Below are 24,657 nucleotides of genomic sequence, written 5' to 3' on the forward strand. Positions count from 1 at the left end.
CGTTAGGCTGGGTGCGTCAAACGGGGGACCAAACTGCATGGCCGGGCATAGCGGCTCCAAAATGGTCATCTATGCGGCGCTCGCCGGCAATCTGGCGATCGCGCTGACCAAATTCGCCGCCGCCTTCTTCACCGGCAGTTCGGCGATGCTGTCGGAAGGCGTCCATTCGCTGGTCGATACCGGAAATGGCGGGCTGCTGCTCTACGGCATGCACCGGGCCGCGCGCCCGGCCGACCGTACGCATCCGCTGGGCCACGCCCGCGAGCTCTATTTCTGGAGCTTCATCGTCGCGCTTCTGGTTTTCGCGCTCGGCGCCGGCGTGTCGTTCTATGAGGGCGTCATCCACATCATGGCCCCGGAGCCTGTCGCCAATGTCAAGGTGAACTATGTCGTCCTGGGCCTCTCCTTCCTGTTCGAAGGCAGCTCCTGGCTGGTGGCGCTGAAGGAATTTCGCCGGGAGAAGGGCAAGCAAGGCTGGCTGCAAGCCGTGCAATCGAGCAAGGACCCGAGCGTCTATACGGTGCTGTTCGAGGACAGTGCAGCACTTCTTGGCCTGATCGTCGCCTTTGGCGGCATACTGGCGGCGGAGTTGCTGGAGATGCCGGAACTCGACGGCGCCGCCTCGATCGGCATCGCGCTCATCCTCGGCGCGACAGCGATTTTCCTCGCCCGCGAAAGCAAGGGCCTGCTCATCGGCGAGCCGGCATCCCTCGAGGTGCAAAGGAAAGTGCTGGCAATCGCCCAGCAGGATCCGGCGGTGCAGCGGGCGAACGGCGTCCTGACCGTTCACATGGGACCGCAAGAGATCGTCGCAGGGTTGAGCATCGAATTCGAGGATCATCTTACCGCGCCGGAAATCGAGGCCTGTGTCCAACGCATCGAGACGCGGCTGAAGGAGGAGATGCCGGAGATCACGCGGCTGTTCGTCAAGCCGCAGACCACGGGTACCTGGGAGCAGCGACGCAAGCTGATCGAGGCCGCATCGAACTAGTCGTGGACCAGCACTGCACCGTTGGCCCAACCGCCTGGCCCCGCTAAGATCAGTCGAAGGATTTCGGAGGAGCAACCATGAAGATCGACGGCGGGTGCCATTGCGGCGCCATCACCTATGAAGCGGAGGTCGACGCGGGAAAGACCTCCATCTGTCACTGCACGGACTGCCAGCAACTGACCGGTACGGCCTTTCGCGTCACAGTTCCCGCGCCCGAGGACCATTACCGGATCACCAGGGGCACGCCAAAAATCTATATCAAGACCGGATCGAGCGGCGCCAAGCGCGCCCAGGCATTTTGCGGCGACTGCGGTTCGCATCTTTATGCGACGTCTGTCGGCGACGGCCCGAAGGTCTATGGGATCCGGGCGGGGACCGCGCGGCAACGCGAGGATCTGGTCCCGACACAACAGAAGTGGCATCGATCGGCTCTGCACTGGCTTCCGGAATTCGAGGGCATAAGCATCGTGGAGGAGCAGTAGCCCCTGCGCCGAAAGCCGCCCAAGGCAGCAATTATGTGCTAGCCTGGCTCGCCATCAAACGGGCGGGTGATAGCCATGTTGGAAACGGACAAGTTGTTTGCCGGCTCGATCCCGGAAAACTACGACCGCTATATGGTGCCGTTGATTTTCGAGCCGTTCGCCGCGGATCTTGCGCAACGAGCAGCATCCTTTTCGCCCAGCGCCGTGTTGGAAGTCGCCGCGGGCACCGGGGTTGTCACCCGCGCATTGGCGCCAAGACTGTCTCCTGGCGCAAGCTATGTCGTGACCGACCTCAACCAGCCGATGCTCGACTATGCCGCTTCGCGACAGGCTCCCGACAGCCGCATCCAATGGCGCCAGGCCGACGCCATGGCGCTGCCGTTTGAAGATGCGACCTTCGATCTCGTTTGCTGCCAGTTCGGCGCGATGTTCTTTCCCAGCCGCCCCTCCGCCTACCGCGAAGCAAGGCGGGTGCTGAAGCCCGGCGGACATTTTCTGTTCAACGTATGGGATCGCATCGAAGAGAACGTGTTTGCCGATGATGTGACGAATGCACTGGCCAGGATTTTTCCGAACGATCCACCGCGCTTTCTGGCCCGCACGCCGCACGGCTACCACGATACGGCATTGATCCGCGGAGACCTTGAGGAGGCGGGCTTCTCCGCTGTGGCGATCGAGACGAGGGCCGAACAAAGCCGTGCACCCTCGCCGCGCATTCCGGCCGTTGCCTATTGCCAGGGAACGGTGCTTCGCACCGAAATCGAGGCCAGGGACCCGGGAAAACTCGACGCCGCAACGGACTATGCCGCATCCGCGATTGCGGCCAGGCATGGCAGCGGTGCGGTTGCCGCCAAGATTCAGGCCCACGTCATCGTCGCCGTGGCCTAGAGCGGTTCAGCGTTTGACGGAATCGCAGAACCGCTCTAACTATTTGTTTTTACGCAATTCCGGACGGAAAACCGTTACACACTTTTCCTGGAATTGCTCTAGGCAGTTATTTGCTCAGTCGTCGCCTTCGACGACCCGCAGCCTGAGCTGCCCGGTCTTTGAATCGGCAACGCGCGGGCCGGGGTCGAGTTTCGCGGCCGGTGCCCGGGACGGCGTCTCCGGGCCTGCATCGCCTTCGGCCTGCGCGCCGAACTCCAGCGCCTCGATCTTCTGGCCGCGCTTGGTCACTTTCGATGTCGAGACCAGTATGTCCTCGATATCCTTGGCCGACTGGCCGAAATGGCCTTGCAGCTTGCGCACGCGCTCGTCGACGCGCGCGACATCTTCCATCAGCCGGATCACCTCGCCCTGGATCAGATGCGCCTGTTCGCGCATGCGGGCGTCCTTGAGGATCGCCTGGATGACCTGGATCGACAGCATCAGCAGCGACGGCGAGACGATGACGACGCGGGCGCGGTGCGCCTTGTGGACGATCGCCTCGAAATTCTCGTGGATCTCGGCGAACACCGATTCCGACGGCACGAACATGAAGGCGGTGTCCTGGGTCTCGCCCTGGATCAGATACTTTTCGGAGATGTCGCGGACATGGATCTCGATGTCGCGGCGGAAGGCCTGGGACGCGACCTTCTGCAGGTCTGCGCCATCGGCGGCGCGGATGGCGTTCCAGGCTTCCAGGGGAAACTTGGCATCGATGGCCAGCGAGGGCGCGCCGTTCGGCATCTTGACCAGGCAATCGGGCCGGCTGCCGTTCGACAGCGTCGCCTGGAATTCGTAGGCGCCATGCGGCAGGCCGTCGGCAACGATCGCCTCCATGCGCGACTGGCCGAAGGCGCCGCGCGTCTGCTTGTTGGAGAGGATGGCCTGGAGCTGCACGACCTGGCCGGCAAGCGACTGGATGTTGCCTTGCGCGGTATCGATGACCGCCAGCCGCTCCTGCAGTTTGGCCAGGCTCTCATGCGTGGATTTGGTCTGCTCGGTCATGGTCTGGCCGATGCGGCCCGTCATGGCGTCGAGGCGCTGGCCGATCGACTGCGTCAACTCCGCCTGGCGCGCGCCGAACACTTCGGCGATGGCGCCCATGCGGCCCTGCATCTCGGCCTGGCTTTGCAGTATGCCGGCCATCCGCGCCTCGGCGTCGCGGGCATGGTCGGCGGCTTCCGCGGCAGCGACAGTGCGCGCCTTGGCCGACCGCCACAGCGCGACGACCAGCGCCACGAACAGGCCGAGAAACAACAAGGCGCCGAAGCCCAGAGCGTGGCCGAGCGTGATTGTCGAGGCGCCAAGCCGGGCGACGGGCTCGGAAAGGATGGTGCTCAGATCATTCATGTGGACAGCATAGCCGATTCGTGGGGCTGGCACAGATCAAAACGTGAACGAGACTCAGGTCCACCGGTTGACGCTTTTCACTGGACGTCTTACGTGGGACGCCATGCCGATCAAGCCGCTCATCATCCTACCCGATCCCATCCTGCGCCAGGTTTCGAAGCCCGTGGAGCGCGTCGACGCGCCCTTGCGCAAACTGGCCGACGACATGCTGGCGACCATGTATGACGCGCCTGGCATCGGGCTGGCGGCAATCCAGATCGGCGAGCCGTTGCGCATGCTTGTGATCGACCTCGCCAAGGAAGACGAAACGCCGGCGCCGCATGTCTTCATCAATCCGGAGATCCTCGAAAGCGCCGATCAGCGCTCCGTCTACGAGGAAGGCTGCCTGTCCATCCCCGACTATTACGCCGAGGTCGAACGCCCGGCTTCCGTGAGGGTGAAATATCTCGACCGCGACGGCAAGCTGCAGGAGATGGAGGCCGAGGGTCTGATGGCGACCTGCCTGCAGCACGAGATCGACCATCTCAACGGGGTGCTGTTCATCGACCACATCTCGAAGCTGAAGCGCGACATGGTGGTGAAGAAATTCAAGAAGCTCGCCAAGGACAAGGCGCCGGGCAAGCTGGTGGGATAGGGGAATGCCCCTTCGCGTCATCTTCATGGGCACGCCGGAGTTTTCGGTGCCGACGCTGCGCGCGATTGCCGAGGCCGGACATGAGATTTCCGCCGTCTACACGCAGCCGCCTCGCGCGGCCGGCCGGCGCGGGCTGGAGCTGACACCCTCGCCGGTACAGCGCGAGGCCGAGCGGCTTGGCATCGAGGTACGCACGCCAGCCTCTCTCAAGACCGAGGCCGAACAGACCGCTTTCCATGACTTGCGGGCCGATATCGCCGTGGTCGTCGCCTATGGATTGCTGCTGCCAAAGGCTGTTCTCGACGCCCCCCGGCTTGGCTGCATCAACGGCCACGCATCGCTCTTGCCCCGCTGGCGCGGTGCCGCCCCCATCCAGCGCGCCATCATGGCGGGAGACCTGGAAAGCGGCATGATGGTGATGCGCATGGAAGAGGGGCTCGACACCGGTCCGGTGGGATTGCTTGAAAAATGCGCCATCGAACCCGATATGACGGCGGGCGATCTGCATGATCGGTTGATGAGTGTCGGTGCCGCCCTGATGGTGGAAGCGCTGGCGCGGCTGGAAGAGAACACCCTGACATTTACCGCGCAGGCGGCAGACGGGGTGACTTACGCCAGAAAAATCGATAAATCCGAGACGCGTGTGGATTGGACACGGCCTGCCGTCGAGGTCCATAACCACCTTCGTGGCCTGTCGCCCTTTCCCGGCGCCTGGTCCGAAATTGACATTGGCGGCCGCATGGAGCGGCTGAAACTGCTTCGCTCGACGCTATCCGAAGGTCTGTCGCTTTCGGAAGATCTGGGCGAGTCGGGAGGAATTCTCGATGACCGGCTGACGGTCGCCTGCGGCGCAGGCGCGATCAGACTGGTCGAAGTTCAACGTGCGGGCGGAAAGCCCGCCGCCGCGTCGGAATTCCTGCGCGGAGCCAAGATTGTTAAAGGAATGAAGTTCTCATGAGCATGATGTCGATACGCGCGGCGACGCCGCGGGATCGCGAGGCCATCCGCCTCGTCGAGGAACACGCTTTCGGCCAGCAGGCGGAGGCCGGCTTGGTCGACGCGCTGGTGACCGGCGGCGACGCCGTGGTCGAACTGGTGGCGGAAGAAGACGGCCAGGTGGTCGGCCATATCCTGTTTTCACGACTGTTCGTCCAGAATGGCGGCAAGAGTCTCGCGGCCGTGGCGCTGGCGCCGCTGGCGGTGGAGCCTTCGTTCCATGGCAGCGGCATTGGCGGCGCGCTGATCCGCGAGGCGCATATCCGTCTCAGGGATGCCGGCGAGACACTGGCCGTGGTGCTGGGCGATCCGGCCTATTACGGCCGTTTCGGCTATAGCCATGCGCGTGCCGAAAGATTCGAGAGCGAATACCAAAGCGAAGCGCTGCAGGCGCTGGCCTGGGGCGACGCTCCGGAAGCTGGCAGGCTGGTCTACGCTTCCGCCTTCACCGCTCTCGCCGCGTAGGCAAGAGCGTATAGTCGCCCGGCATGCCGCGTTTTCGCCTCGACATCGAATATGACGGCAGCCTTTTTGCCGGCTGGCAGCACCAGGCCGACCAGCCTTCGGTGCAGCAGGCGATCGAGCAGGCGATCGAGAAATTCAGCGGCGAGGCGGTGCGGCTGCGTGCCGCCGGCCGCACCGATGCCGGCGTACATGCGACGGCCCAGGTGGCGCATGTCGATCTCGCCAAGGCATGGCCGGATGACAAGGTGCGCGACGCCGTCAACGCCCATCTTCAGGCTGCCGGCGCGCATGTCGCCATCCTGAAGGCGATGGTCGTCCCGGACGATTTCGACGCGCGCTTCTCGGCCACCGGCCGTCACTATCTCTACCGCATCCTCAACCGCCGTGCGCCCTCGGCGCTGGACAAGGGCAAAGTGTGGTGGGTGCCGAAGCGGCTCGACGCCGTCGCCATGCACGAGGCGGCGAAAGTCCTGCTCGGCCGGCATGACTTCACAACCTTCCGCTCGACGCAGTGCCAGGCCAACAGCCCGGTCCGGACGTTGGAGCGGCTCGATGTCAGCCGGACGGGCGACATGATCGAGGTAAGAGCCTCGGCGCGTTCCTTCCTGCACAACCAGGTGCGCTCGATGGTCGGCTCGCTGAAACGCGTCGGCGACGGCGGCTGGACCGAGGCCGACCTCAAGGCGGCGCTCGAAGCGCGCGACCGCGCCGCCTGTGGCCAGGTGGCGCCGCCCGACGGACTTTTTCTCATTGGCGTCGATTATCCCGGATGAGCCAGCAGGCTCTATCCCTGAATGGAGTCCGGTGGCTCTATTCGGAATAGAGCCGGCAGGTCCTATTCAGAGCCCGGCAGGCTCTACCCGGGAAAGAGTCCGGAAAGGCTCTGAGGCCCGACATCGTCCGGAACGCTGATGCCAAGCAGCATCTGGAGCCCGAACAACACCAGCAGCGAAGCGATGAACATGCCGACGAAAACGGCGGTTCCAACCGCCGCGCCCTTGCCGATCGTCGCAGTGGTCATGCGCCAGGTCAGCACCATCGACAGCGCAAACAACAACAGCGACACAAGGCTCGAGACCTGGCTCGCCGAGGAGAGGAAAAGCCTGACCAGCGCCGAAGGCAGCATCAGCCAGGCAGTGATGGCCGAGGCCCAGTTGCTGGCGACGACGTAGTGGACGAAGCGGCCGCCAATGCCGGCGCGCGGCGCGACCAGGGCGAGCGCGATCAGCGGCAGCACCCAGGAGCCGATGTCGACCGTGGCCAGGCGCAACAGCATGCTGAAGCGGCCCACGAAAGCATCGGGATCACCGATCTCGTTGGCGATGCCGACCCAGCCGACGATCAGCGGCGGCGCGGCAACGATGATGGCGAAGAAAGAATTCCAGAAACCGTCGGCCGACAGGTCGAGCAGGCGCAGGCCATCGGCCTTGCCGAGCATCAGCCGCCAGGCACCGAGCAACGAGGCTTGGGTTTCGTCCGCCGAAAGCATGCTGCTCAGCCTTGTCCGAACCAGTCTTCGATGAAGCGCTGGTAGATCCGCGTCAATGTCTCGAGGTCGGCAAGGGCAACGCGCTCGTCGACCATGTGCATGGTCTTGCCGACCAGGCCGAACTCGACCACCGGGCAATAATCCTTGATGAAGCGTGCATCCGATGTGCCGCCGGAGGTCGACAGCGTCGGTTCCTTGCCAACCGCCGACTTGATCGATCCGGCAAGCGTGTCGACCAGCTTGTCGTCACGGGTCAGGAAGACATGGCTTGGCCGATCACCCCATACAAGGTCGTAGTCGACCGGCGTCTTCTTGCCCGGCCGGTACTTCTTGCGCTTGGCCGCCTGGTCGAGCCGGTTGTGGATTTCGGCCTGGATGGTCTCGGCCGTCCAGGTGTCGTTGAAGCGGATGTTGAAGGTCGCGGTGGCCTTGGCCGGAATCACATTGGTGGCCGGGTTGCCGACATCGATGGAGGTGACCTCCAGATTGGTCGGCTGGAAATCCCTGGTGCCCTTGTCGAAGACGGGATGAAGCAAGGCGTCGACCAGGCTGATCAGCCCGCGCACCGGATTGTCGGCAAGCTGCGGATAAGCGGCATGGCCCTGGCGGCCATTGACCGATATCGAACCGGACATCGAGCCTCGACGGCCGATCTTGATCATGTCACCCAGCGCATCCGGATTGGTCGGCTCGCCGACGATCGAGGCATCCCATTTCTCGCCCCTGGAAGCGGCCCATTCGAGCAGCTTGACCGTGCCGTTGATGGCCGGGCCTTCCTCGTCGCCGGTGATCAGCAGCGAGACCGAGCCCTTGGGGCCGCCATTCGCCTCGACATGGCGGGCCACGGCGGCGATGAAACAGGCGATACCGCCCTTCATGTCGACCGCGCCACGGCCATACATCTCGCCATTGGCGATCTCGGCGGCGAAAGGCGGGTGCGTCCAGGCGGCCTCGTCGCCGACCGGCACGACATCGGTATGGCCGGCGAACATCAGATGCGGGCCGTTGCCGGACCGCCTTGCGTAGAGGTTCTCGATGTCGGGGGTGCCGTCCTCGGAGAACACCGGCCGGTCGACCAGGAAGCCGAGCGGTTTCAGCATCGTTTCCAGCGCGCTCAGCGCGCCGCCTTCGGCTGGCGTCACCGAGGCGCAACGGATAAGGGCGGCGAGGTTTGCGGCGGGGTCGGTCGGCAGCGTCATGGCAAAAGCGATAGTCGAAAGCTGAGGGCCTGTCACGGCCAGACATGGAGGCCAGCCCAATGGCAGGCGATGCCGCCGACATTATGGTTTTCATGTCGTATAGTCGGGCCGGTGCGGAGCGGCAGTATGGCAAACGGGCAAAAAAGGATCGTCATCGCCGGCGCCGGCAGCATCGGCTGTTATGTCGGCGGCTGCCTGGCGCTCGCCGGCAGGCAGGTGATTCTGCTGGCCAGGCCGCGCATCGAGGCTGCCATGCGGCAGGGCGGACTGCGCATCAGCGACCTCGAGGGCCGCGACCGCCTGGTCAAGCCCGACGTGCTCGGGATCACCGTGGATCCGGCTGCTGCCTTGCCCGGGGCGGACGTGATCCTGGTCACCGTCAAGAGCGGCGCGACGCAGGAGATGGCAGCGCTCATCAATACCCATGCCCGCCCCGACGCCGTGGTGGTGAGCCTGCAGAACGGCGTCGACAATGCCGACAGGCTGCGCGCCGGGCTCGGCCAGAGAGCCGTGCTGGCCGGCATGGTGCCGTTCAACGTGGTGCAGTCCCCTGAGGGCGAGCTGCCGCTGCGCGTCCACCGCGCCAGCGAGGGCAAGGTGATGATCGAGGACAGTGGCCGCGCCGGCTTTCCCAATGTCGCCGGTCTTCTTGATGTCGCCAGTCTTCTTGATGTGGAAGGGCTGGCGGTCGAGACGCATGGCGACATGAAGGCCGTGCTGTGGGGCAAGCTGTTGATGAACCTGAACAATGCCCTGGTGGCGCTGTCGGGTCTGCCGCTGGCGAACGAACTCGCCGATCGGCGCTGGCGGCTGATCCTGGCCGGGCAGATCGACGAGGCGCTGCGCGCGATGAAAGCCTCCGGCATCGCACCGGCACGGATCGCCGGGCTGCGGCCGGCGCTGCTGCCGAAGGTGCTTCGGTTGCCGGACTGGCTGTTCAAACGGCTGGCGCGGCGCATGCTGGCGATCGACCCTCAGGCGCGCTCTTCGATGTGGGACGATCTGCAGCGCGGCCGGCCGACGGAGATCGGCGAGTTGCAAGGGGTGGTGCTCAGCCTCGCCGAAAGAACAGGCACGCCGGCGCCATTCTTGAAAAGCGTTACCGCTTTGGTGCGCGCGGCGGAAGCGGCGCGGCTCGGCTCGCCGGGTCTGGCGCCGGAACAGGTTGTGCCGCCGGGTGGCTCTCGATCAGGGTGATCTTCTGCCAGATCTTGCGCGACAGGTTGGAACTCAGATTCTCGATGTCGTTGACGCCATCGATAACCACGTCGTCATTGACCGACTGGGCGAACAGAGCGGCGATCTTGCCGGTGATCGACAGCATTTCGGAGCAATAGTCGAGATAGCGCGCCAGGTCGGCGGCATTGGTGATGCGGGCCGGCGACTGTGCCGTCGGCTTGAAACTGGCCGAAAGCGCCGCCGGATCCTTGGTCAGCTGGTGCATGTCGATGACATGGATCAGCGAGCGCAGGCCATGAAGCTGGCGAAAGACCCTCTTGCGCTTGATGCGCTCCTCGGTGCGGATCAGGGCCAGAAAGCCAAGCACGGCGAGGATGACGGTGTTGATCGAAGCCTCGATGCCTTGGACCGATTGCACGGCATCGTCGGTTCCCGAAATCCGGTCGAGCGGCAGGATGGTGCCGACGAACAGGAAGATCAGCACCCCGGCAATGAAGGCCGCGACGATGAGGCCGCGCAGCCACCAGATCGGCTCCTCGAGCCCTTTCGCCGCCTTGGCCAGATCGCGCGACAGCGATACCAGCTCGGCGGCGACGCCACGCAGTCCGGCCTTGGGAAAACGTTCCGCAACGCGACCCTCGAGCCGTTCGGCGGTCTCGATGATCAGTTTCGGATCAAGCGTACGGTAGCGCATGTCCGATCGGTCCTCAGAAGATGAGGCCGAAAAGTGTCAAGCGGCTTTCGGACGACATCATGCTCTATCTCTTTGATTTAGAGCCGGATTCAGATCTCCGGTCGATTCGACCTGAGATCATCCGGCTCTAGGGTTGTGCCGGCTCGTTGGTGCGTTGGCCATAGCGGTTGGGCCCAGGCTGCCCTGGAAACAGGCACAGTACAAGAAAGGCGACGATCGAGACGACCGGCACGAACAGGATCAGCGCGGCGATGCCCGGCTTGTCGAGGTCGTGCAGCCGCTTCACCGCCAGCGCGATGTTCGACCACAGCGAAGCAATGAAGGCGATGAAGAAGATGAACGACCACATATTGCTCTCGGCCGAGCCTTCCGGCACCAGCGTGAAGCGATAGAGCGGGAACGCCTGGATGATGGCGACCAGCAAGCCACCAAGAAAATAGGCCGCGCGACTGACGCGGCCCGATGTCTTGAAGAAAAGCCAGGTGAGATTTGAACTGTCAGGCAAGCGGGTCCGATCCGTATTGATTGGCACCCTTGGCGCCTTCGAGAATGCCGCATTCCACCAGAAACCAGATCGCGCCGATGAAAGGCACCAGGATGATCAGGCTCCACCAGCCGGACTTGCCCCGGTCATGCCAGCGCTTGGCATAGACGGCGAAGACCGAATAGAGCATGGCCAACGCATAGAGCAAATAGATAAAGCCGTACGGCATGTGGTTGAATGTCGTACCCAGTATGTTGTCGAGAATCATGGCGATCACCGCGCCGACGAAAATCACGCCCACGCAAGCCCAGAACTTTGCGCGGTTGATGCGCCCCTCATAGCTGGTCAGCAGATACTTCCAGTCCATGTCACCCCTCCATGTTGAACCAGCGCGACCGATTGTCGCGCCGGCGGAAGGTGCGCCCGCCCGGCGGAAAGATCAATCGCGCAGCAATTCGTTGATCGAAGTCTTGGAGCGGGTCTTGGCGTCGACGCGCTTGACGATGACGGCACAGTAGAGGCTGGGGCCGGGCTCGTTGTTTGGCAAAGGCTTGCCGGGCAGCGAGCCGGCGACGACGACGGAATTTGGCGGCACCTCGCCGTAGAAGATCTCGCCGGTGGCGCGGTCGACGATCTTGGTCGACTGGCCGATGAAGACACCCATGCCGAGCACCGAGCCCTCGCGCACGATGCAGCCCTCGACGACTTCCGAACGCGCGCCGATGAAGCAATTGTCCTCGATGATGGTGGGACCGGCCTGCATCGGCTCCAGCACGCCGCCGATGCCGACGCCGCCCGACAGGTGGACGTTCTTGCCGATCTGGGCGCAGGAGCCGACCGAGGCCCAGGTGTCGACCATGGTGCCGCTATCGACATAGGCGCCGACATTGACGAAGGACGGCATCAGCACGACGCCCGGCGCGACATAGGCCGAGCGGCGCACGATCGACGACGGCACCGCGCGAAAACCCGCCTTCTCGAAATCGACGGCGCTCCAGCCGTCGAACTTGGACGGTACCTTGTCCCACCAGACGGCCTGGCCGGGCCCGCCCTTGATGATCTCCATCGGGTTGAGCCGGAAAGAGAGCAGCACGGCCTTCTTCAGCCACTGGTTGACGTGCCACTTGCCGTCTGCCTGCCGCTCGGCGACGCGGGCGCTACCGCGATCGAGCAGGTCCAGCGCCGACTGGATGGCGTCGCGCGTCTCGCCGCGTGTCGCGGTCGAAATGGAGTCGCGCTCCTCGAAGGCCTTCTCGATGGTCTTTTCGAGGCTCGCCAGATCGGGCTTCGACATGAATTTGCTCCATTACCAAGCTGTTAAGGGGCTGCGTCTTAACCTGTTTTGAAAGTCGCGCGGACCCCCACGCATGCTTTGCATGCTTGGGTCTTTGCATGTAGCAGGTTCTTGTCGCAAAACCGCCGGACACTTTTGCGGAACCTGCTTATGTTAAGGCTCAATGGGGGTCAATCGTGGCTGCGTCACGGGACGACGCAAGTAAAGGAATTGGACGGGTGGATTCGATGACTCCCATGGAAAAGGCGGGATGGACGCCGCTGCCGCATTCGGACGAGGATCTGGAGCGGTCGAAAAGCGTGCCAGACACGCCGCAGACGCGGGCCGAGACCTACCGGCTTGCCTGGAACGACCCCGACTTCATGACGCGGCGTGAATTGCGGGCGGTCAGGCTGCAGCTCGAACTTTTGAAACCGGAAATGATCCTTGCCGAGCGCGGCATCCGTTCGACGGTGATCCTGTTCGGCGGCGCGCGTCTGCCGGAACCAGGCGGCGAAGCCTGGGCAGCCAAGAACGAGACGCAGAAGAAGAACCTCGAGGAAAACAGCAAATATTACGAGGAGGCGCGCAAATTCGCGCGGCTGTGCTCGCAGCAGTCGGCCGCCTCATATTACCGCGAATATGTCGTGGTGACCGGCGGCGGTCCCGGCGTCATGGAAGCGGGAAACCGCGGTGCCGATGACGTTGGGGCGCCGTCGATCGGACTCAACATCGTGCTGCCGCACGAGCAGGCGCCGAACGCCTATGTGACGCCGGAGCTCTGTTTCAACTTCCACTATTTCGCCATCCGCAAGATGCATTTCGTCATGCGCGCCAAGGCGGTGGCGGTGTTTCCCGGCGGCTTCGGCACGATGGACGAATTCTTCGAAACGCTGACCTTGATCCAGACCGGACGCATGGAGCGCGTGCCGGTGATCCTGTTCGGCAAATCCTTCTGGAAAAGGGCTATCGACCTCGACTTCCTCGCCGAGCAAGGCACGATCAGCCCTGGCGACCAGGACATCATCGATTTCGTCGACACCGCCGACGAGGCCTGGGGGATTATCAGCCGGTTCTACAAGTTAGGGGAATAAGGGAGTAGGGCAGTAAGGCAGTAGGTGAAACCTGGAAATCAGGGGCTGAGAGCGCCTTATTCTCCCTACTGCCCTACTGCCCTACTGCCCTGCAACGATCCCCATCAGAAACGCCGCCAGATCGTCGGTGACGAAATCGACGTCGTCATCCTGCGCGGGGTCGCGTTCCCAGATCTCGGAAAAAGTCGGCTCGAAATTGCGCGGCACCACCAGCACGGTGGTCATGCCCAGCGCCTTCGGCACCTCCAGGTTGCGGGCGAGATCCTCGAACATCACCGCGTTGTGGCCGGTGACCGCGTGCAGCTCGGCGAACTTCTCATAGGTCTGGCGCGCGGGCTTGGGATTGAGGCCGGCGGCGACGATATCGAAGATGTCGTCGAAATGATCGAGGATGCCAAGCTGGCGCGCGGTGCGCTCGGCGTGCTTGCGGTCGCCATTGGTGAAGATGAACTTGCGGCCGGGAAGCTGGCGGATGGCGGTGCCGAGAACCGGATCGGGCACCAGCCATGAATAGTCGATGTCATGCACCTTCTCGAGGAAATCGTCGGGATCGATGCCGTGGCGCGTCATCAGGCCGTTCAGCGTCGTGCCGTATTCGAGATAAAGCTCCTTCTGCAGCTTGCGCGCCTCGTCGCGCGGCAAGGCCAGCAGCTCCCCGACATAGGCCGTCATCTTGACGTCGATCTGCGAGAACAGATTCGAATGATGCGGATAGAGCGTGTTGTCGAGGTCGAACACCCAGTCGGTGACATGGGCGAAGCGGGCGGGATCAGGCAGCGTGGTCATGCGCTCCTTATGGCATGAAACGGGGATTCTGAAAGGGACTTTATCCACAACTTCCACGCGCTTTCAGTGGCGAAAATGGCCTCACGATTCAAATTTTAAGCAACCGCGAAAGGTGGCCTTCAGGGCTTGCTGGCACAGAGACAGTCCTGTGGGAGCCCGCGATGAACAGCATCATTCTGAAATCCGCCGCTATCGCTTTTGCCTCCGTCGCCGCCTCTCTTCTTCTCACGCTGATCATCGTTCCGGCCATGGGATTTCCGATCAACCGGACGATCTGGCTGACTTCGACGCTCTGCCCGCTGGTGCTTGCGTGGGTGGCCTGTATCAGCACCTTCTGGCAGAGCGACAGGCTGAAAAACGCGCACCGCGAACTGGCCCGGGCGCACGCCCAGCTCGCCGCGGCGCACCGCCGCTTGTCGGAAAAGGCGAGCCGCGACGACATGACCGGCATGCTCAACCGGGAAAGTTTCTTCGCCGCTTTGGACGGCTCCCGGCGCAAGTCCGACCGCGGTGCGCTGCTGATCATCGACGCCGATCATTTCAAGAAGATCAATGACAGTTTCGGCCATCTGACCGGCGACGACGCGTTGCTGTTGATCGCCAGCGCCATCGAGCGCGGCGTGCGCAGCGGCGACGTGCTCGGGCGCATTGGCGGCGAGGAGTTCGGCGCGTTCCTGGTCGGAGCCACGGAAAAAGAAGCCAAGCGCGTTGCCGAGCGCATTCGCCGCGAGGTCGAACTGATCCGCTTCCGGCCCGTCGACGAACGGACCATTCCGCTGACCGTCAGCATCGGCGGCACCGTCTGCGGAGAAGAGGCAAACGTCTCGGAGCTGATGCGTGCCGCCGACCAGCGCCTCTATCAGGCCAAGCATGCCGGCCGCAATCTGTCGATCCTCGATACGGACATTTCCGCGGCCGCCTGAATCGGCCGGCACACCCGGTCTGTTAAGGAATTTCTAACTCTGTTTGCATTCGGTTGTGCCGCTTGCCCGCCTTTTCACTGCCTTGAAGCGTGGCTTGGCACGATACTGGCCTCTGTGACGATGCGTGTGCCGTTCGGGGAATGTCATGCGCGCATCGAAGCCCCTATCCGAGAGACCTGTCATGAGTTTCTTCAAAAAAATGTCACGCCGCACACTCGTGCGGGCGATGATCGCACTGCCTGCCCTATCCTTGTTCCGCAAGCTGCCCGAGGCCGGCGCGACCGATGCCAGTCAGTCCCAGGCCGATCCGAACGAGATCGTCGAGGTCAATGGCTGGATCCTCAAGCGGAGCGACCTGGCATGATCTTCGACAGCTACGAGGCGTACCGCGCCGCCAACTTCAAGCCCAAGGTCTGCATTCTCGGTTCCGGCCCGGCCGGCACCACCATCGCCCGCAAGCTGGGTGCCGCCGGCATCCAGGTCGTCGTGCTGGAGGCCGGCTCGCGCGAGTTCAGCGACGAGTCGCAGGATTTCTACCGCGGCACCACGGTCGGCGACTTCTATTTCGATCTCGACATCACCCGGCTGCGGTATATGGGCGGCAGCTCCAACCACTGGGCCGGCTGGTGCCGCGTGCTCGACAAGCAGGATTTCGAGCCGAAGGCCTGGGCACCCGACACCGGCTGGCCAATCCGCCGCGCCGACATCGAGCCCTACTTGCCCGAAGTGCACGATATCCTCGAGCTTCCCGATTTCCGGCCTGACGTGCCGATCTCGGACGACATACGCTGGGTGCAGCTGATCAAGAGCCCGGCGGTGCGCTTCGGCGAGAAATTCGCCGACGAACTCGACAAGAGCCGCAACATCGCCGTCGTGCTCAACACCTATGCCACCGAACTTGCCGGCGACGGCAAACGGGTGACCGGCGCCAAACTATGGTCCAACGGCCAGGATGCCGGTACCTTCAGCGCCGACTATTTCATCGTCTGCACCGGCGGGCTGGAGAATTCGCGGCTGCTGCTGTGGTCGAACCAGCGCTCCAACGGCGGCGTGGTCCCAAACGCCACGGCGCTCGGCCGCTACTGGATGGAACATCCGACCTTCGAGGGCGGCAATGCCATCCTGGCCAACTACAGCGAGTTCGAGGTCGATGCCGTCAACGAAGCCTTCTTCTCGCCGACGCTCGCCGCGATGGAACGCCTGCGGATCATGAATTTCGGCATCAGGCTGATCGAGACGCCCTATGCCGGCGTCAAGCATGTGATTGCCGACCTCGCCTGCACGGCACCCGACATGGCCGAATGGGTCGCCTATCAGCTCAGCCAGAACCTGCGCTGCGCGGCTCAGCTCTACGTCGCCTGGGAACAAGCGCCGCTGGCCTCCAACCAGATCGAACTGTCGAAGACCGATGTCGACCATGCCGGCGTGCCACGCATCGAGTTGCACTGGAAGAAATCGGAGCTGGAACGCCGCACGCTTGTCGAAGGCCTGAAACTGTTCGGCACGACGCTCATCGAGAAGGATCTCGGACGTGTTCGCCTGATGGATTGGATTGCCAACGCCGAGGATTACCCGAACAACGAGGAGACCGCGGGGCACCATCACATGGGCGGCACGCGCATGGGCACCGACGTCACCAGGAGCGTGGTGGACGCCAACTGCAAGGTGCACGGCATGGACAATCTCTATGTTGGCGGCTCCTCGGTGTTCTGCACCTCGGGTCAAGCCAACCCGACGACGACGATCACCGCGCTGGCCTGCCGGCTGGGGGACCATCTGAGCAAGGTGGTCACGGTCTGACGGTTGCGCCGCGAGCCCATTCGCTCCACTGCAAGCCGATATGTTGCCGGCGCCGATAACGGCGCCGGCGGAAGCCCGGCATGGCCCTCAAAGGCCGTAGATGGCGAGGCGCACCAGCACGGCCGCGGCAGCCAGTGCGACGAGCAGGATGCCGAGGCCGATGGGAGAGCCCCAGCCATACCATTCCATCGCCAGCTTGGCGTATTTGAATTCATCCTCGTGCGAGAGGGGCGAACGCTGTTGAATCAGGCTCATTTTTCACTCCTTGTCGGCGACCGGCACTTGCCTTGTCGGCGCCTCGGCCGCATATTGTTGCGATAGTCTAAATGTTAGACGGATTGATAGTTAGATGATCGAAATAAATTCGTCAAGCGGGCATCGCGACGAAATGACGAACGCGATCGGCCTCGCCGTGATGCAGTGGCAGGACGCCACGCAGGCTTATGACGAAGCGGTCGGGACGAGGCTTGGGCTGAACATGGCCGAGCGCCATTGCATCGGACTGCTCTATGGCGGCCCGCAATCGGCAGGCGCGATCGCGACCGCGACCGGGCTGACGCCGGCCGCGGTGACGGCGCTGATCGACCGGCTGGAAGCGCGCGGCCTGCTAACGCGCACGCGTAGCCTTGAAGACAGGCGCAAGGTGGTGATCGAAGCCACGGAAACGACGCGGGAGCTGTCGGCGCGCTATTACGGCGTCATCGCGCAGGAGGGCGAGAAGGTGATCGCCACCTTCAGCGACGCCGAGCTGGCGACCATATCGCGCTTCGTCAACGCCGCGCTCGACCTGCAGCGTGCACAGCTTGCGCGGCTGAAGGCCGAAGGGTCGGACACTCCCAGGCGATAAGGGTGCGATGTGTTTCCGGCGTCACCGCAAATGTCGGCACGGACCGAGACTATTTCGGCTTGACCCCATAGGTGACAAGAAACGCCTCCACCGAGGCATCCGCGTGCTGTTCCAGTTCGGCCCTGGAGCGCCGGTTGCTTCCCGTGAACATGGCTTCATTCATGGGGATCCAAAGAAGCATTCCAAAAAGATGGCTGGCCGCCAGATAGGGATCACTCGTCTGTATCAGTCCCCGACTGGTGAGCTTTTGAAAGCAGGACGCCGTCGAGGCAAGCATGCGCTCAAAACCTTTTTCGTACCAACTGCGGCCAAGCTGCGGCATTCGATCCGCGTTGGCGATGATCAGGCGCCGCAGCTTCAACAACTCTTCATCCATGAGCATCGTTATCAAGCGTCGGGCAAGCTGCTGCAGGCCACCTTCCATGAATTTCGCCTCGGAAAGCAGCGTCGTCACGGACTCGATGATGTCGTTGACCTGGGTGGCGGTTGACAGGACGACTTCGCCGAACAGCGTCTCCTTGTCAGTGAAATGCTTGTAGACGGTCTGCTTGGAAGCCCCCGCCCTGGTGGCGATTTCCTCCATGCTGGTCCCGTCATAACCCTTGCTGATGAACGCCGCCGTGGCCGCCTGGATGATTTCACGATCCTTGCGTGCCGATCTGGTCTCACCGTCGATTTCCATGGAATCCCCTTAACCAGTACTAGACGGTACCGTTCCCGCATGATAGTCACAGGCACAGTACTAGACTGACTAGTACCCGTCAACGAAAGCAGGGCTTATGCCGATGAACAAAATGATCTTCGTTAATCTACCGGTGCGCGATCTGCAGGCAGCGACCAGCTTCTATCTCGCGATCGGAGGCGCACTCAATCCGCAGTTCTCGAACGACGAGGCCAGTTCGATCATGTTCTCGGATTCCATTGGGGTCATGTTGCTGACGCACCAGCATTACGGCCAGTTCACAACGCGCCAGATTGGCGACGCCAGGCGCGACAGCCAGATGCTGATCGCCCTCACCGCCGGCAGCAAGGACGAGGTCAATGCCACGATCGAGAAGGGCGTGGCTGCAGGCGGTCGCGCCGATCCCAATCCAGCGCAGGACCTCGGTTTCATGTACAACCGCCACATCGAAGATCCCGACGGCTACGTCTGGGAGCTGCTGTGGATGAACCCCGCCGCCATGCAATAGCCTGTCGGGTCAAAGCGTCCGAAGCGCGTCGCATTGAAACAGATCCATGCGACGTGCTTCAGGTCTTTGGGCGAGATGCATCAGACCGTCGCTGGATCGAGCGCCTTCTGGCCCTTGCGGCGCGCCACGACCGCCTCGAAATCGGCGGCCTGGAAGGCATCGCGCAAGGCGTCGAAGGACGGCAGCACGAAATAGGCGCGCTGGAACTTGTCGATCTCGTAGCCGGTGCGCATCACCGTTTCGAGGTCGAAGGGCACGTGATGGGCGTCCTTGCCCTCGACGGCGAACTGCAGTTCGGTGAAGGACGACATCAGGCCGGCGCCAAAGGCTTTCAGCGGCTGGCCGGCTTCCTGCATGAGGCCATATTCGGCCGTGTACCAGTAGAGCCGCGTGATCATCTCGTCACCGCCGAGCGCGATGATGTCGCCGGCCTTCTTGCCGTACATCTGCATGAAATCGGCGAATACCGGCTGCGACAGCACCGGCACGTGGCCGAAGAAATCGTGGAACATGTCGGGCTCGACAATGTAGTCGATTTCCTGCCGGGTGCGCAGCCAGTTGGTGACCGGGAAGCGGCGATTGGCGAGATGGTCGAAGAAGGGGGCGGCCGGAATGAGACCCGGCACCGCGACGATCTCCCAGCCGGTCAGCTTGCGCAGTTTGGCGCTGACGTCCTCGAAATCGGGGATGCGGTCGAGCAGGCCGAGCTTTTCCACGCCGTCGAGATAGGAGTGATGGGCGAGCTTGCGCGTCAGCTTGGTCTGGCGGTCGCACAAAGTGCGCCACACCGCTTGTTCCTCGGCGCTGTAATCATAACCCTGCGCCACGGTGAAATCGGCACGGCAGACCGAATAGTCGCCGCGCAACCCCTGCGCCGCGCAGTCGCGGGCATATTCGGCAACGGTCATCGTCGTCATGGTTCCTCCTCGCAAATCATCGATTGCTGACGTGCCAAGAGGCTAGCCGGATTTGCCGAGGCAAATCGGTTTTGATGATGGTTCGGCGGCAACATTAGAGATAATATTCACTCACAATCCGCACCAAAGGAGTGAAAGTGCCTCAATTTGACGATTTCGAGATCAAGATGCTTGATGTCCTGCAACGCGATGGCCGCAAGCCGGTCTCCGAGCTGGCGCAAGAGATCGGCCTGTCGACGACGCCATGCGCGCGACGCTTCGAGGCGCTGCAGGACGCCGGCATCATCAAGGGCTTCGCCGCCGTGATCAGCCGCCGCGCAGTCGGTCTTATGGTCGAGGTGTTCATCCAGGTGCGCCTTGTCAGCCACAGCGACGGATCGCCGGAAAGCTTCATTGCCGCCGTGCAGCGCATGGACGAGGTGTCCTCGTGCTGGACGATGACCGGCGACCACGATTTCCTGCTGCATGTCATGGTGCCGTCGGTCGACGAGCTAAACGCCTTCGTCATGCACCGGCTGATGCGGCTCGACGGCGTGCGCGACGTCCATACCCAACTGGTGCTGCAGAACATCAAGGGGCCAGGCCACGTGCCGCTCGCGCATCTGAGGCGGTGACGGCCTTCCTCGTTCCCTGGGGAAAAGCTGCACGCAAACTGCTGAAACAGGCCAATCCGGGGTCTATATCCCGGGTCAGCATACGCGGACCATCTCTCCATGAGGTCCGCCGTGAAAATCGTCCTGATCAATCCGCCGCACACCGCCATCGGCAGCCGCGTGCCCGACGACCATCTGCCGCCGCTCGGCCTGCTGGCGATAGGCGGCCCGCTGATCGATGCCGGTCATGACGTGCGGCTCGTCGATGCCGAATTCGGGCCGATGCCGCTCGAGACGGTGGTGGGAGAGGCTCTGCATGACTTCCCGGACTTCGTCCTGATCGGCCATTCCGGCTCGACCTCGGCCCACCCGACCGCCTTGCTGATCGCCGGGATGATCAAGCAGCGCGAGCCGGCGACGACAATCATCTATGGCGGCGTCTTCCCGACCTATCACTGGCACGACATATTGGTGGCGACGGATGTCTTCGACTTCATCGTGCGCGGCGAAGGCGAGGCGACCGTGGTGGCGCTGGTCGAGGCGCTGGAGATGCACCAGCCACCGGCGAGCGTGGCGGGTGTCGCGTTTCGCGACGATCTGCGCCGGCCCTTCGCCACGCAGGCGGCCATGACCATTGCCGAGCTCGACGCCTACCGTGTCGGCTGGGAGCTGATCGACCATAGCCGCTACAGCTATTGGGGCGGCAAGCGTGCGGTGGTGATGCAGTTTTCGCGCGGCTGCCCGCATCTATGCAATTATTGCGGCCAGCGCGGCTTCTGGACCCGCTGGCGGCATCGCGATCCCAAGAAATTTGCCCAGGAGATCGCCTGGCTGCACCGCGAACACGGCGTCGAGCTGATCAATCTCGCCGACGAGAACCCGACAGTTTCCAAGAAGGCCTGGCGCGCGTTCCTGGATGCGCTGATCGCCGAGAACGTGCCGGTGCTGATCGTCGGCTCGACGCGCGCCGACGACATCGTGCGCGACGCCGACATGCTGCATCTCTATCGCAAGGCCGGTGTCATCCGCTGGCTGCTCGGCATGGAAAACACCGACGAGCAGACGCTTCAATTGATCCGCAAGGGCGGCAGCACTTCATCTGATCGCGAGGCGATAAGGCTGCTGCGCCAGCACGGCATCCTGTCGATGGCGACCTGGGTGGCCGGGTTCGAGGATGAGGGGTTTCGCGACCTGTGGCGCGGCTTTCGCCAGCTCATCGCCTATGACCCTGACCAGATCCAGGCGCTCTATGTGACGCCGCATCGCTGGACGCCGTTCTTCCGCATCGCGCGCAACCGCAAGGTTATCCAAAAAGATGCCCGGCTGTGGGACTACAAGCACCAGGTGCTGCACATGACGCGGCTGAAGCCGTGGATGCTGTTCTTCAGTGTCAAGCTCATCGAACTTGCCGTGCAGTCCAGGCCGAAAGCGCTGGCGCGCATCCTGTTCCATCCCGATCCCGAGCAGCGGCATTCGATGCGCTGGTACACCAAGATGGGCCGCCGCGTCTGGTTCCGCGAGGTCTGGGGATTTCTGGCCGGCGATATCAGGGTGAAAGACGGCCCGACGCTCGCCGAATTCTGGGGCGCGCCGCAGGACGCCGAGGAAGAATCGATGACCGTTCGGCGCGCGGCGCCCAAACCGGCGCTTTCTGCCGCAAATCGCGAGCCGCCGGAGAAAAGATTAGCCGGCTGATATTTTCCTAGGGCACGATCAGCGTGCCGGCGCCGTGTTCGGTGAAGAGTTCGAGCAGCACCGAATGCGGCGTCTTGCCGTTGAGGATGACGACGCCTTCGACGCCGCGCTCGATCGCCTCGATGCAGGTCTCGACCTTGGGAATCATGCCGCCCGAGACCGTACCGTCCTTGATCAGCGCCCTGGCCTCGGCGACGGTCAGCTCATCGATCAGCTTCTTGTTCTTGTCGAGCACACCCGGCACGTCGGTCAGGAACAAAAGGCGCGAAGCCTTGCAGGCGCCGGCGATGGCGCCGGCGAAGGTGTCGGCATTGATGTTGTAGGTGTGGCCGTCGCGGCCGGGCGCCACCGGCGCCAGCACCGGGATCATCTCGGAGCGCGCCAGAAGGTCGAGCAGCGTGCGGTCGACCTCCACCGGCTCGCCGACAAAGCCGAGATCGAGCACCCGCTCGATGTTGGAATCCGGGTCGATCATGGTCTTGCGCGCCTTTTCGGCGAACACCATGTTGCCGTCCTTGCCGCACAGGCCGATCGCCCACTCGCCCTCGGCATTGATCAGCGCGACGATCTCCTTGTTGATCGAGCCGGCCAGCACCATCTCTACGATCTCGACCGTCTTCTGGTCGGTGACGCGCAGCCCACCCTCGAATTTGGATTCGATGCCCATCTTGGTCAGCATGGCGCCGATCTGCGGGCCGCCGCCGTGAACGACGATCGGGTTGACACCGGATTGCTTCAGCAGCGCGATGTCGCGGGCGAAAGCCTTGCCGAGTTCGATGTCGCCCATGGCGTGGCCGCCATATTTCACCACGACGGTCTTGTGTTCGTAGCGCTGCATGTAGGGCAGGGCTCGCGACAGCAGGGCTGCCTGCATTTCGGCGGTGGCGGCGATGTCCGTCATCGGGGCGGTTCCCTGGCTTTTGGTTTGTGCATGCCGCTGCCCCAAAACCGCTGGGCAATTTTGGGGCGACCTGCATCAGGTAAAGACGGCGGCGTCTTAGCGGGAATTGGCGCAGGGGGCAAATGGCATTGCTGTCATATTCGAACGTCTCACGACGTCGTCATCGCGACGGAACCATCAGCGGCGCCCTACGGCCCAGCCAACCCGAAATCTTCTCCATCTGCGCGGCGAAGGACAAAAGCGTCTCCTCTTCGCCCGGACGGCCGGCGGCCTGGATGCCCAGCGGCAGGCCGGCTTCCGTGACATGGACGGGCAGCGCGATCGACGGCTGGCCGCTGACATTGTGGATCGCCGGCCAGTGCGTGAACAGAAGGCTCTTGTCCATCAGCTGGCCGAACAGCGGCTTGAGCTTCAGCAGGGGCGTCAGGTGAAGCTTGTCGAGCAGGTTCTCGATCAGCTCGTCGGCGCCTTTCGGATCCATGGCGCCGCAGGCGAGCGGCGGGTGGGCGATGATCGGCATCAGCACCGCATCATAATGCGCGGTTTCCTCGATCATCCGCCGCGAGGCGGCATGGAGCCGCTGCAGGCCGGCATAGGTCTCGCCGGCCGAGACCATTTCGCCCAACCGGCCCAGCACCCGCGTGGCGCGCTCGATGTCGCCGGTGACGGAACGGCCGACGCGCAGCGCTTCCGCCCGCAGCATGCCGGCGACGGCCGAAGCAACCGTCCTGCAGAAGTCGGCGAAGAAGTCACGGTCTATGAAGGGCAGGTCGATGTCCTCCACCGTATGGCCGCCCTCTCGCGCAAGCGCCACCGCCATGTCGAGCGCTTTCATTGTTTCGGCCGAGATCGGCAGGCCAAGCGGCGACTTGCGATAGACGGCCAGCCTCAACTGGCCCGGATCGCGCGCGGCGGCGGCAGCGAACGTGCCCTTCGGCGGCAGCGCGGCATAGGGCGACAAGGAGTCCGGGCCATGGGTGAGGTCGAGCAGCAGTGCGCTGTCGCGCACCGAGCGGGTGACGGCGTGGTCGACCACCATGCCGTACCAGCTTTCGCTCACCAGCGGCGTCAGCGGGATGCGGCCGCGCGAGGTCTTGAGGCCGACCAGGCCCGTGCATGCGGAAGGCACCCGGATCGAGCCGCCGCCATCGGAGGCATGCGCCACCGGCACTACGCCGGCGGCGACGAGGGCTGCCGCACCGCCCGACGAGCCGCCGCTGGTGTGGCCGGTATTCCATGGATTGCGGGTGATGCCGAAGGCCTTTGATTCGGTCATCAGCCGCAACCCGTGTTCCGGCGAGGTCGAGGTGACGATCGGGATCAGCCCGGCCGCAAGGTAACGGTCGGTCATCACCGAATTGACGCCGGGCACCCAGGCGGGAATGCGGCTGCCGCCATGCGACGGCACGCCCTTGATGGCGATGCCGAGGTCCTTGATGGCGAAGGGCACGCCGGCCAGCGGCAGGGAGCGGTCGATGGTCCTGGCCCGCGCTCGCGCGGCCTCGTAGAGCGGCTCGGCCGTGGCATTGATTTCAGGCCGCGTGGCCTCGGCGCGCGCGATCGCCGCTTCGGTCAGCTCGATCGCCGACAGTTCGCCCCTGCGCACCAGATCGGCGAGGCCGGTTGCGTCTTCTTCCCAAAGGGTCCGTTCGACCGACATCAGCGTTTCCCACTTTTGGCCAAGCTAGCCAGCGGCGATTCCCTTGGCAATCGAAGCCGCTACCGAACGCCGGAGCTTCAGGTGCACGGAA

The 24,657-nt window shown here is 63.4% G+C and carries 29 protein-coding genes; 16 read left to right on the forward strand and 13 right to left on the reverse strand.

The genetic code is table 11. The annotated features are described in order from the left end of the window. Positions 1–37 precede the first annotated feature (37 nt). The 3 genes from FJ977_RS09430 to FJ977_RS09440 all read left to right on the forward strand — a co-directional run bounded on the left by FJ977_RS09430 (position 38) and on the right by FJ977_RS09440 (position 2,361). Positions 38–991: a cation diffusion facilitator family transporter gene (locus tag FJ977_RS09430; RefSeq protein ID WP_140770711.1), complete on the forward strand. Its 954-nt coding sequence runs from the start codon at positions 38–40 to the stop codon at positions 989–991. Between the two features lie 77 nt (positions 992–1,068). After that, positions 1,069–1,473, forward strand: a complete 405-nt coding sequence (locus tag FJ977_RS09435; RefSeq protein ID WP_140770713.1) for a GFA family protein — start codon at positions 1,069–1,071, stop codon at positions 1,471–1,473. Positions 1,474–1,548: 75 nt separating this feature from the next. Next, on the forward strand, positions 1,549–2,361 hold the full coding sequence (locus FJ977_RS09440) for a class I SAM-dependent methyltransferase (RefSeq protein ID WP_140770715.1): 813 nt from the start codon (positions 1,549–1,551) through the stop codon (positions 2,359–2,361). Between the two features lie 114 nt (positions 2,362–2,475). On the opposite strand, the gene FJ977_RS09445 is transcribed toward FJ977_RS09440, so the two are convergent. Next, positions 2,476–3,747: a DNA recombination protein RmuC gene (locus tag FJ977_RS09445; RefSeq protein WP_140770717.1), complete on the reverse strand. Its 1,272-nt coding sequence runs from the start codon at positions 3,745–3,747 to the stop codon at positions 2,476–2,478. A gap of 103 nt (positions 3,748–3,850) precedes the next feature. Here FJ977_RS09445 and def point away from each other — a divergent pair, with 103 nt between their 5' ends. The 4 genes from def to truA are packed head-to-tail and all read left to right on the forward strand — an operon-like array spanning position 3,851 to position 6,615. Beyond that, a complete protein-coding gene (def, locus tag FJ977_RS09450) occupies positions 3,851–4,381 on the forward strand; it encodes a peptide deformylase (protein WP_056573548.1) in 531 nt (176 codons plus the stop codon). 4 nt (positions 4,382–4,385) lie between these two features. After that, positions 4,386–5,339, forward strand: a complete 954-nt coding sequence (fmt, locus tag FJ977_RS09455; RefSeq protein WP_140770719.1) for a methionyl-tRNA formyltransferase — start codon at positions 4,386–4,388, stop codon at positions 5,337–5,339. Further along, complete coding sequence (locus FJ977_RS09460) at positions 5,336–5,842, forward strand: N-acetyltransferase (protein WP_140770721.1); 507 nt, start codon at positions 5,336–5,338, stop codon at positions 5,840–5,842. The genes fmt and FJ977_RS09460 overlap by 4 nt, the downstream gene beginning before the upstream one ends. A gap of 23 nt (positions 5,843–5,865) precedes the next feature. After that, positions 5,866–6,615, forward strand: coding sequence for a tRNA pseudouridine(38-40) synthase TruA (truA, locus tag FJ977_RS09465; protein WP_140770723.1), 750 nt, complete (start codon positions 5,866–5,868; stop codon positions 6,613–6,615). A gap of 83 nt (positions 6,616–6,698) precedes the next feature. On the opposite strand, the gene FJ977_RS09470 is transcribed toward truA, so the two are convergent. Both FJ977_RS09470 and dapE read right to left on the reverse strand, forming a co-directional pair. Then, positions 6,699–7,331, reverse strand: a complete 633-nt coding sequence (locus FJ977_RS09470; protein ID WP_140770725.1) for a transporter — start codon at positions 7,329–7,331, stop codon at positions 6,699–6,701. Between the two features lie 5 nt (positions 7,332–7,336). Next, positions 7,337–8,530: a succinyl-diaminopimelate desuccinylase gene (gene dapE / locus FJ977_RS09475; RefSeq protein WP_140770727.1), complete on the reverse strand. Its 1,194-nt coding sequence runs from the start codon at positions 8,528–8,530 to the stop codon at positions 7,337–7,339. Between the two features lie 126 nt (positions 8,531–8,656). Between dapE and FJ977_RS09480 the strand changes: the two genes are divergently transcribed. Continuing rightward, positions 8,657–9,727 carry a 2-dehydropantoate 2-reductase gene (locus FJ977_RS09480; protein WP_140770729.1) on the forward strand — a complete coding sequence of 357 codons (1,071 nt, stop codon included), beginning with the start codon at positions 8,657–8,659 and terminating at the stop codon, positions 9,725–9,727. Here the strand turns inward: FJ977_RS09480 and FJ977_RS09485 are convergent. From FJ977_RS09485 to dapD, 4 genes are all read right to left on the reverse strand, one after another. After that, complete coding sequence (locus FJ977_RS09485) at positions 9,630–10,403, reverse strand: hypothetical protein (RefSeq protein WP_140770731.1); 774 nt, start codon at positions 10,401–10,403, stop codon at positions 9,630–9,632. The two genes, FJ977_RS09480 and FJ977_RS09485, sit on opposite strands and share 98 nt — an antisense overlap. Positions 10,404–10,530: 127 nt before the next feature. Beyond that, a complete protein-coding gene (locus FJ977_RS09490) occupies positions 10,531–10,908 on the reverse strand; it encodes a DUF805 domain-containing protein (RefSeq protein WP_181179721.1) in 378 nt (125 codons plus the stop codon). Beyond that, on the reverse strand, positions 10,901–11,254 hold the full coding sequence (locus FJ977_RS09495; protein WP_140770733.1) for a DUF805 domain-containing protein: 354 nt from the start codon (positions 11,252–11,254) through the stop codon (positions 10,901–10,903). The genes FJ977_RS09490 and FJ977_RS09495 overlap by 8 nt, the downstream gene beginning before the upstream one ends. A 72-nt stretch (positions 11,255–11,326) precedes the next feature. After that, positions 11,327–12,181, reverse strand: a complete 855-nt coding sequence (gene dapD, locus FJ977_RS09500) for a 2,3,4,5-tetrahydropyridine-2,6-dicarboxylate N-succinyltransferase (RefSeq protein WP_140770735.1) — start codon at positions 12,179–12,181, stop codon at positions 11,327–11,329. 227 nt (positions 12,182–12,408) lie between these two features. Between dapD and FJ977_RS09505 the strand changes: the two genes are divergently transcribed. After that, positions 12,409–13,254: an LOG family protein gene (locus FJ977_RS09505; RefSeq protein WP_115141502.1), complete on the forward strand. Its 846-nt coding sequence runs from the start codon at positions 12,409–12,411 to the stop codon at positions 13,252–13,254. An 81-nt stretch (positions 13,255–13,335) separates the two neighbouring features. On the opposite strand, the gene FJ977_RS09510 is transcribed toward FJ977_RS09505, so the two are convergent. Next, positions 13,336–14,040: a pyrimidine 5'-nucleotidase gene (locus FJ977_RS09510; protein ID WP_140770737.1), complete on the reverse strand. Its 705-nt coding sequence runs from the start codon at positions 14,038–14,040 to the stop codon at positions 13,336–13,338. 161 nt (positions 14,041–14,201) lie between these two features. Here FJ977_RS09510 and FJ977_RS09515 point away from each other — a divergent pair, with 161 nt between their 5' ends. From FJ977_RS09515 to FJ977_RS09525, 3 genes are all read left to right on the forward strand, one after another. Then, positions 14,202–14,963: a GGDEF domain-containing protein gene (locus FJ977_RS09515; protein WP_140770739.1), complete on the forward strand. Its 762-nt coding sequence runs from the start codon at positions 14,202–14,204 to the stop codon at positions 14,961–14,963. Positions 14,964–15,144: 181 nt separating this feature from the next. Next, positions 15,145–15,327 (forward strand): hypothetical protein, encoded by a 183-nt coding sequence (locus FJ977_RS09520; protein ID WP_140770741.1) that lies wholly within the window; start codon positions 15,145–15,147, stop codon positions 15,325–15,327. Beyond that, positions 15,324–16,763 (forward strand): GMC family oxidoreductase, encoded by a 1,440-nt coding sequence (locus tag FJ977_RS09525; protein WP_140770743.1) that lies wholly within the window; start codon positions 15,324–15,326, stop codon positions 16,761–16,763. Before FJ977_RS09520 ends, FJ977_RS09525 begins: the two co-directional genes overlap by 4 nt. 87 nt (positions 16,764–16,850) lie before the next feature. Here the strand turns inward: FJ977_RS09525 and FJ977_RS35750 are convergent, their stop codons facing one another. After that, a complete protein-coding gene (locus FJ977_RS35750) occupies positions 16,851–17,018 on the reverse strand; it encodes a hypothetical protein (protein ID WP_181179724.1) in 168 nt (55 codons plus the stop codon). Positions 17,019–17,112: 94 nt separating this feature from the next. Between FJ977_RS35750 and FJ977_RS09530 the strand changes: the two genes are divergently transcribed. Further along, on the forward strand, positions 17,113–17,610 hold the full coding sequence (locus FJ977_RS09530) for a MarR family transcriptional regulator (RefSeq protein WP_140770745.1): 498 nt from the start codon (positions 17,113–17,115) through the stop codon (positions 17,608–17,610). 49 nt (positions 17,611–17,659) lie between these two features. Here FJ977_RS09530 and FJ977_RS09535 read toward each other — a convergent pair whose 3' ends face one another. Further along, complete coding sequence (locus FJ977_RS09535) at positions 17,660–18,292, reverse strand: TetR/AcrR family transcriptional regulator (RefSeq protein ID WP_140770747.1); 633 nt, start codon at positions 18,290–18,292, stop codon at positions 17,660–17,662. Between the two features lie 103 nt (positions 18,293–18,395). On the opposite strand from FJ977_RS09535, the gene FJ977_RS09540 reads away from it, so the two are divergent. Further along, positions 18,396–18,800, forward strand: a complete 405-nt coding sequence (locus FJ977_RS09540) for a VOC family protein (protein ID WP_140770749.1) — start codon at positions 18,396–18,398, stop codon at positions 18,798–18,800. 80 nt (positions 18,801–18,880) lie between these two features. On the opposite strand, the gene phhA is transcribed toward FJ977_RS09540, so the two are convergent. Next, complete coding sequence (phhA, locus tag FJ977_RS09545) at positions 18,881–19,717, reverse strand: phenylalanine 4-monooxygenase (protein ID WP_140770751.1); 837 nt, start codon at positions 19,715–19,717, stop codon at positions 18,881–18,883. Between the two features lie 137 nt (positions 19,718–19,854). Here phhA and FJ977_RS09550 point away from each other — a divergent pair, with 137 nt between their 5' ends. After that, positions 19,855–20,331: an Lrp/AsnC family transcriptional regulator gene (locus FJ977_RS09550; RefSeq protein ID WP_023810775.1), complete on the forward strand. Its 477-nt coding sequence runs from the start codon at positions 19,855–19,857 to the stop codon at positions 20,329–20,331. A gap of 111 nt (positions 20,332–20,442) precedes the next feature. Beyond that, on the forward strand, positions 20,443–22,005 hold the full coding sequence (gene bchE / locus FJ977_RS09555; RefSeq protein ID WP_140770753.1) for a magnesium-protoporphyrin IX monomethyl ester anaerobic oxidative cyclase: 1,563 nt from the start codon (positions 20,443–20,445) through the stop codon (positions 22,003–22,005). A 7-nt stretch (positions 22,006–22,012) separates the two neighbouring features. Here the strand turns inward: bchE and argB are convergent, their stop codons facing one another. After that, positions 22,013–22,906, reverse strand: a complete 894-nt coding sequence (argB, locus tag FJ977_RS09560; protein ID WP_056573602.1) for an acetylglutamate kinase — start codon at positions 22,904–22,906, stop codon at positions 22,013–22,015. A gap of 160 nt (positions 22,907–23,066) precedes the next feature. Then, positions 23,067–24,566 carry an amidase gene (locus FJ977_RS09565; protein WP_140770755.1) on the reverse strand — a complete coding sequence of 500 codons (1,500 nt, stop codon included), beginning with the start codon at positions 24,564–24,566 and terminating at the stop codon, positions 23,067–23,069. Positions 24,567–24,657: the final 91 nt, after the last annotated feature.

It is taken from the genome of Mesorhizobium sp. B2-1-3A (genome assembly GCF_006442655.1).
Lineage (GTDB): Bacteria > Pseudomonadota > Alphaproteobacteria > Rhizobiales > Rhizobiaceae > Mesorhizobium.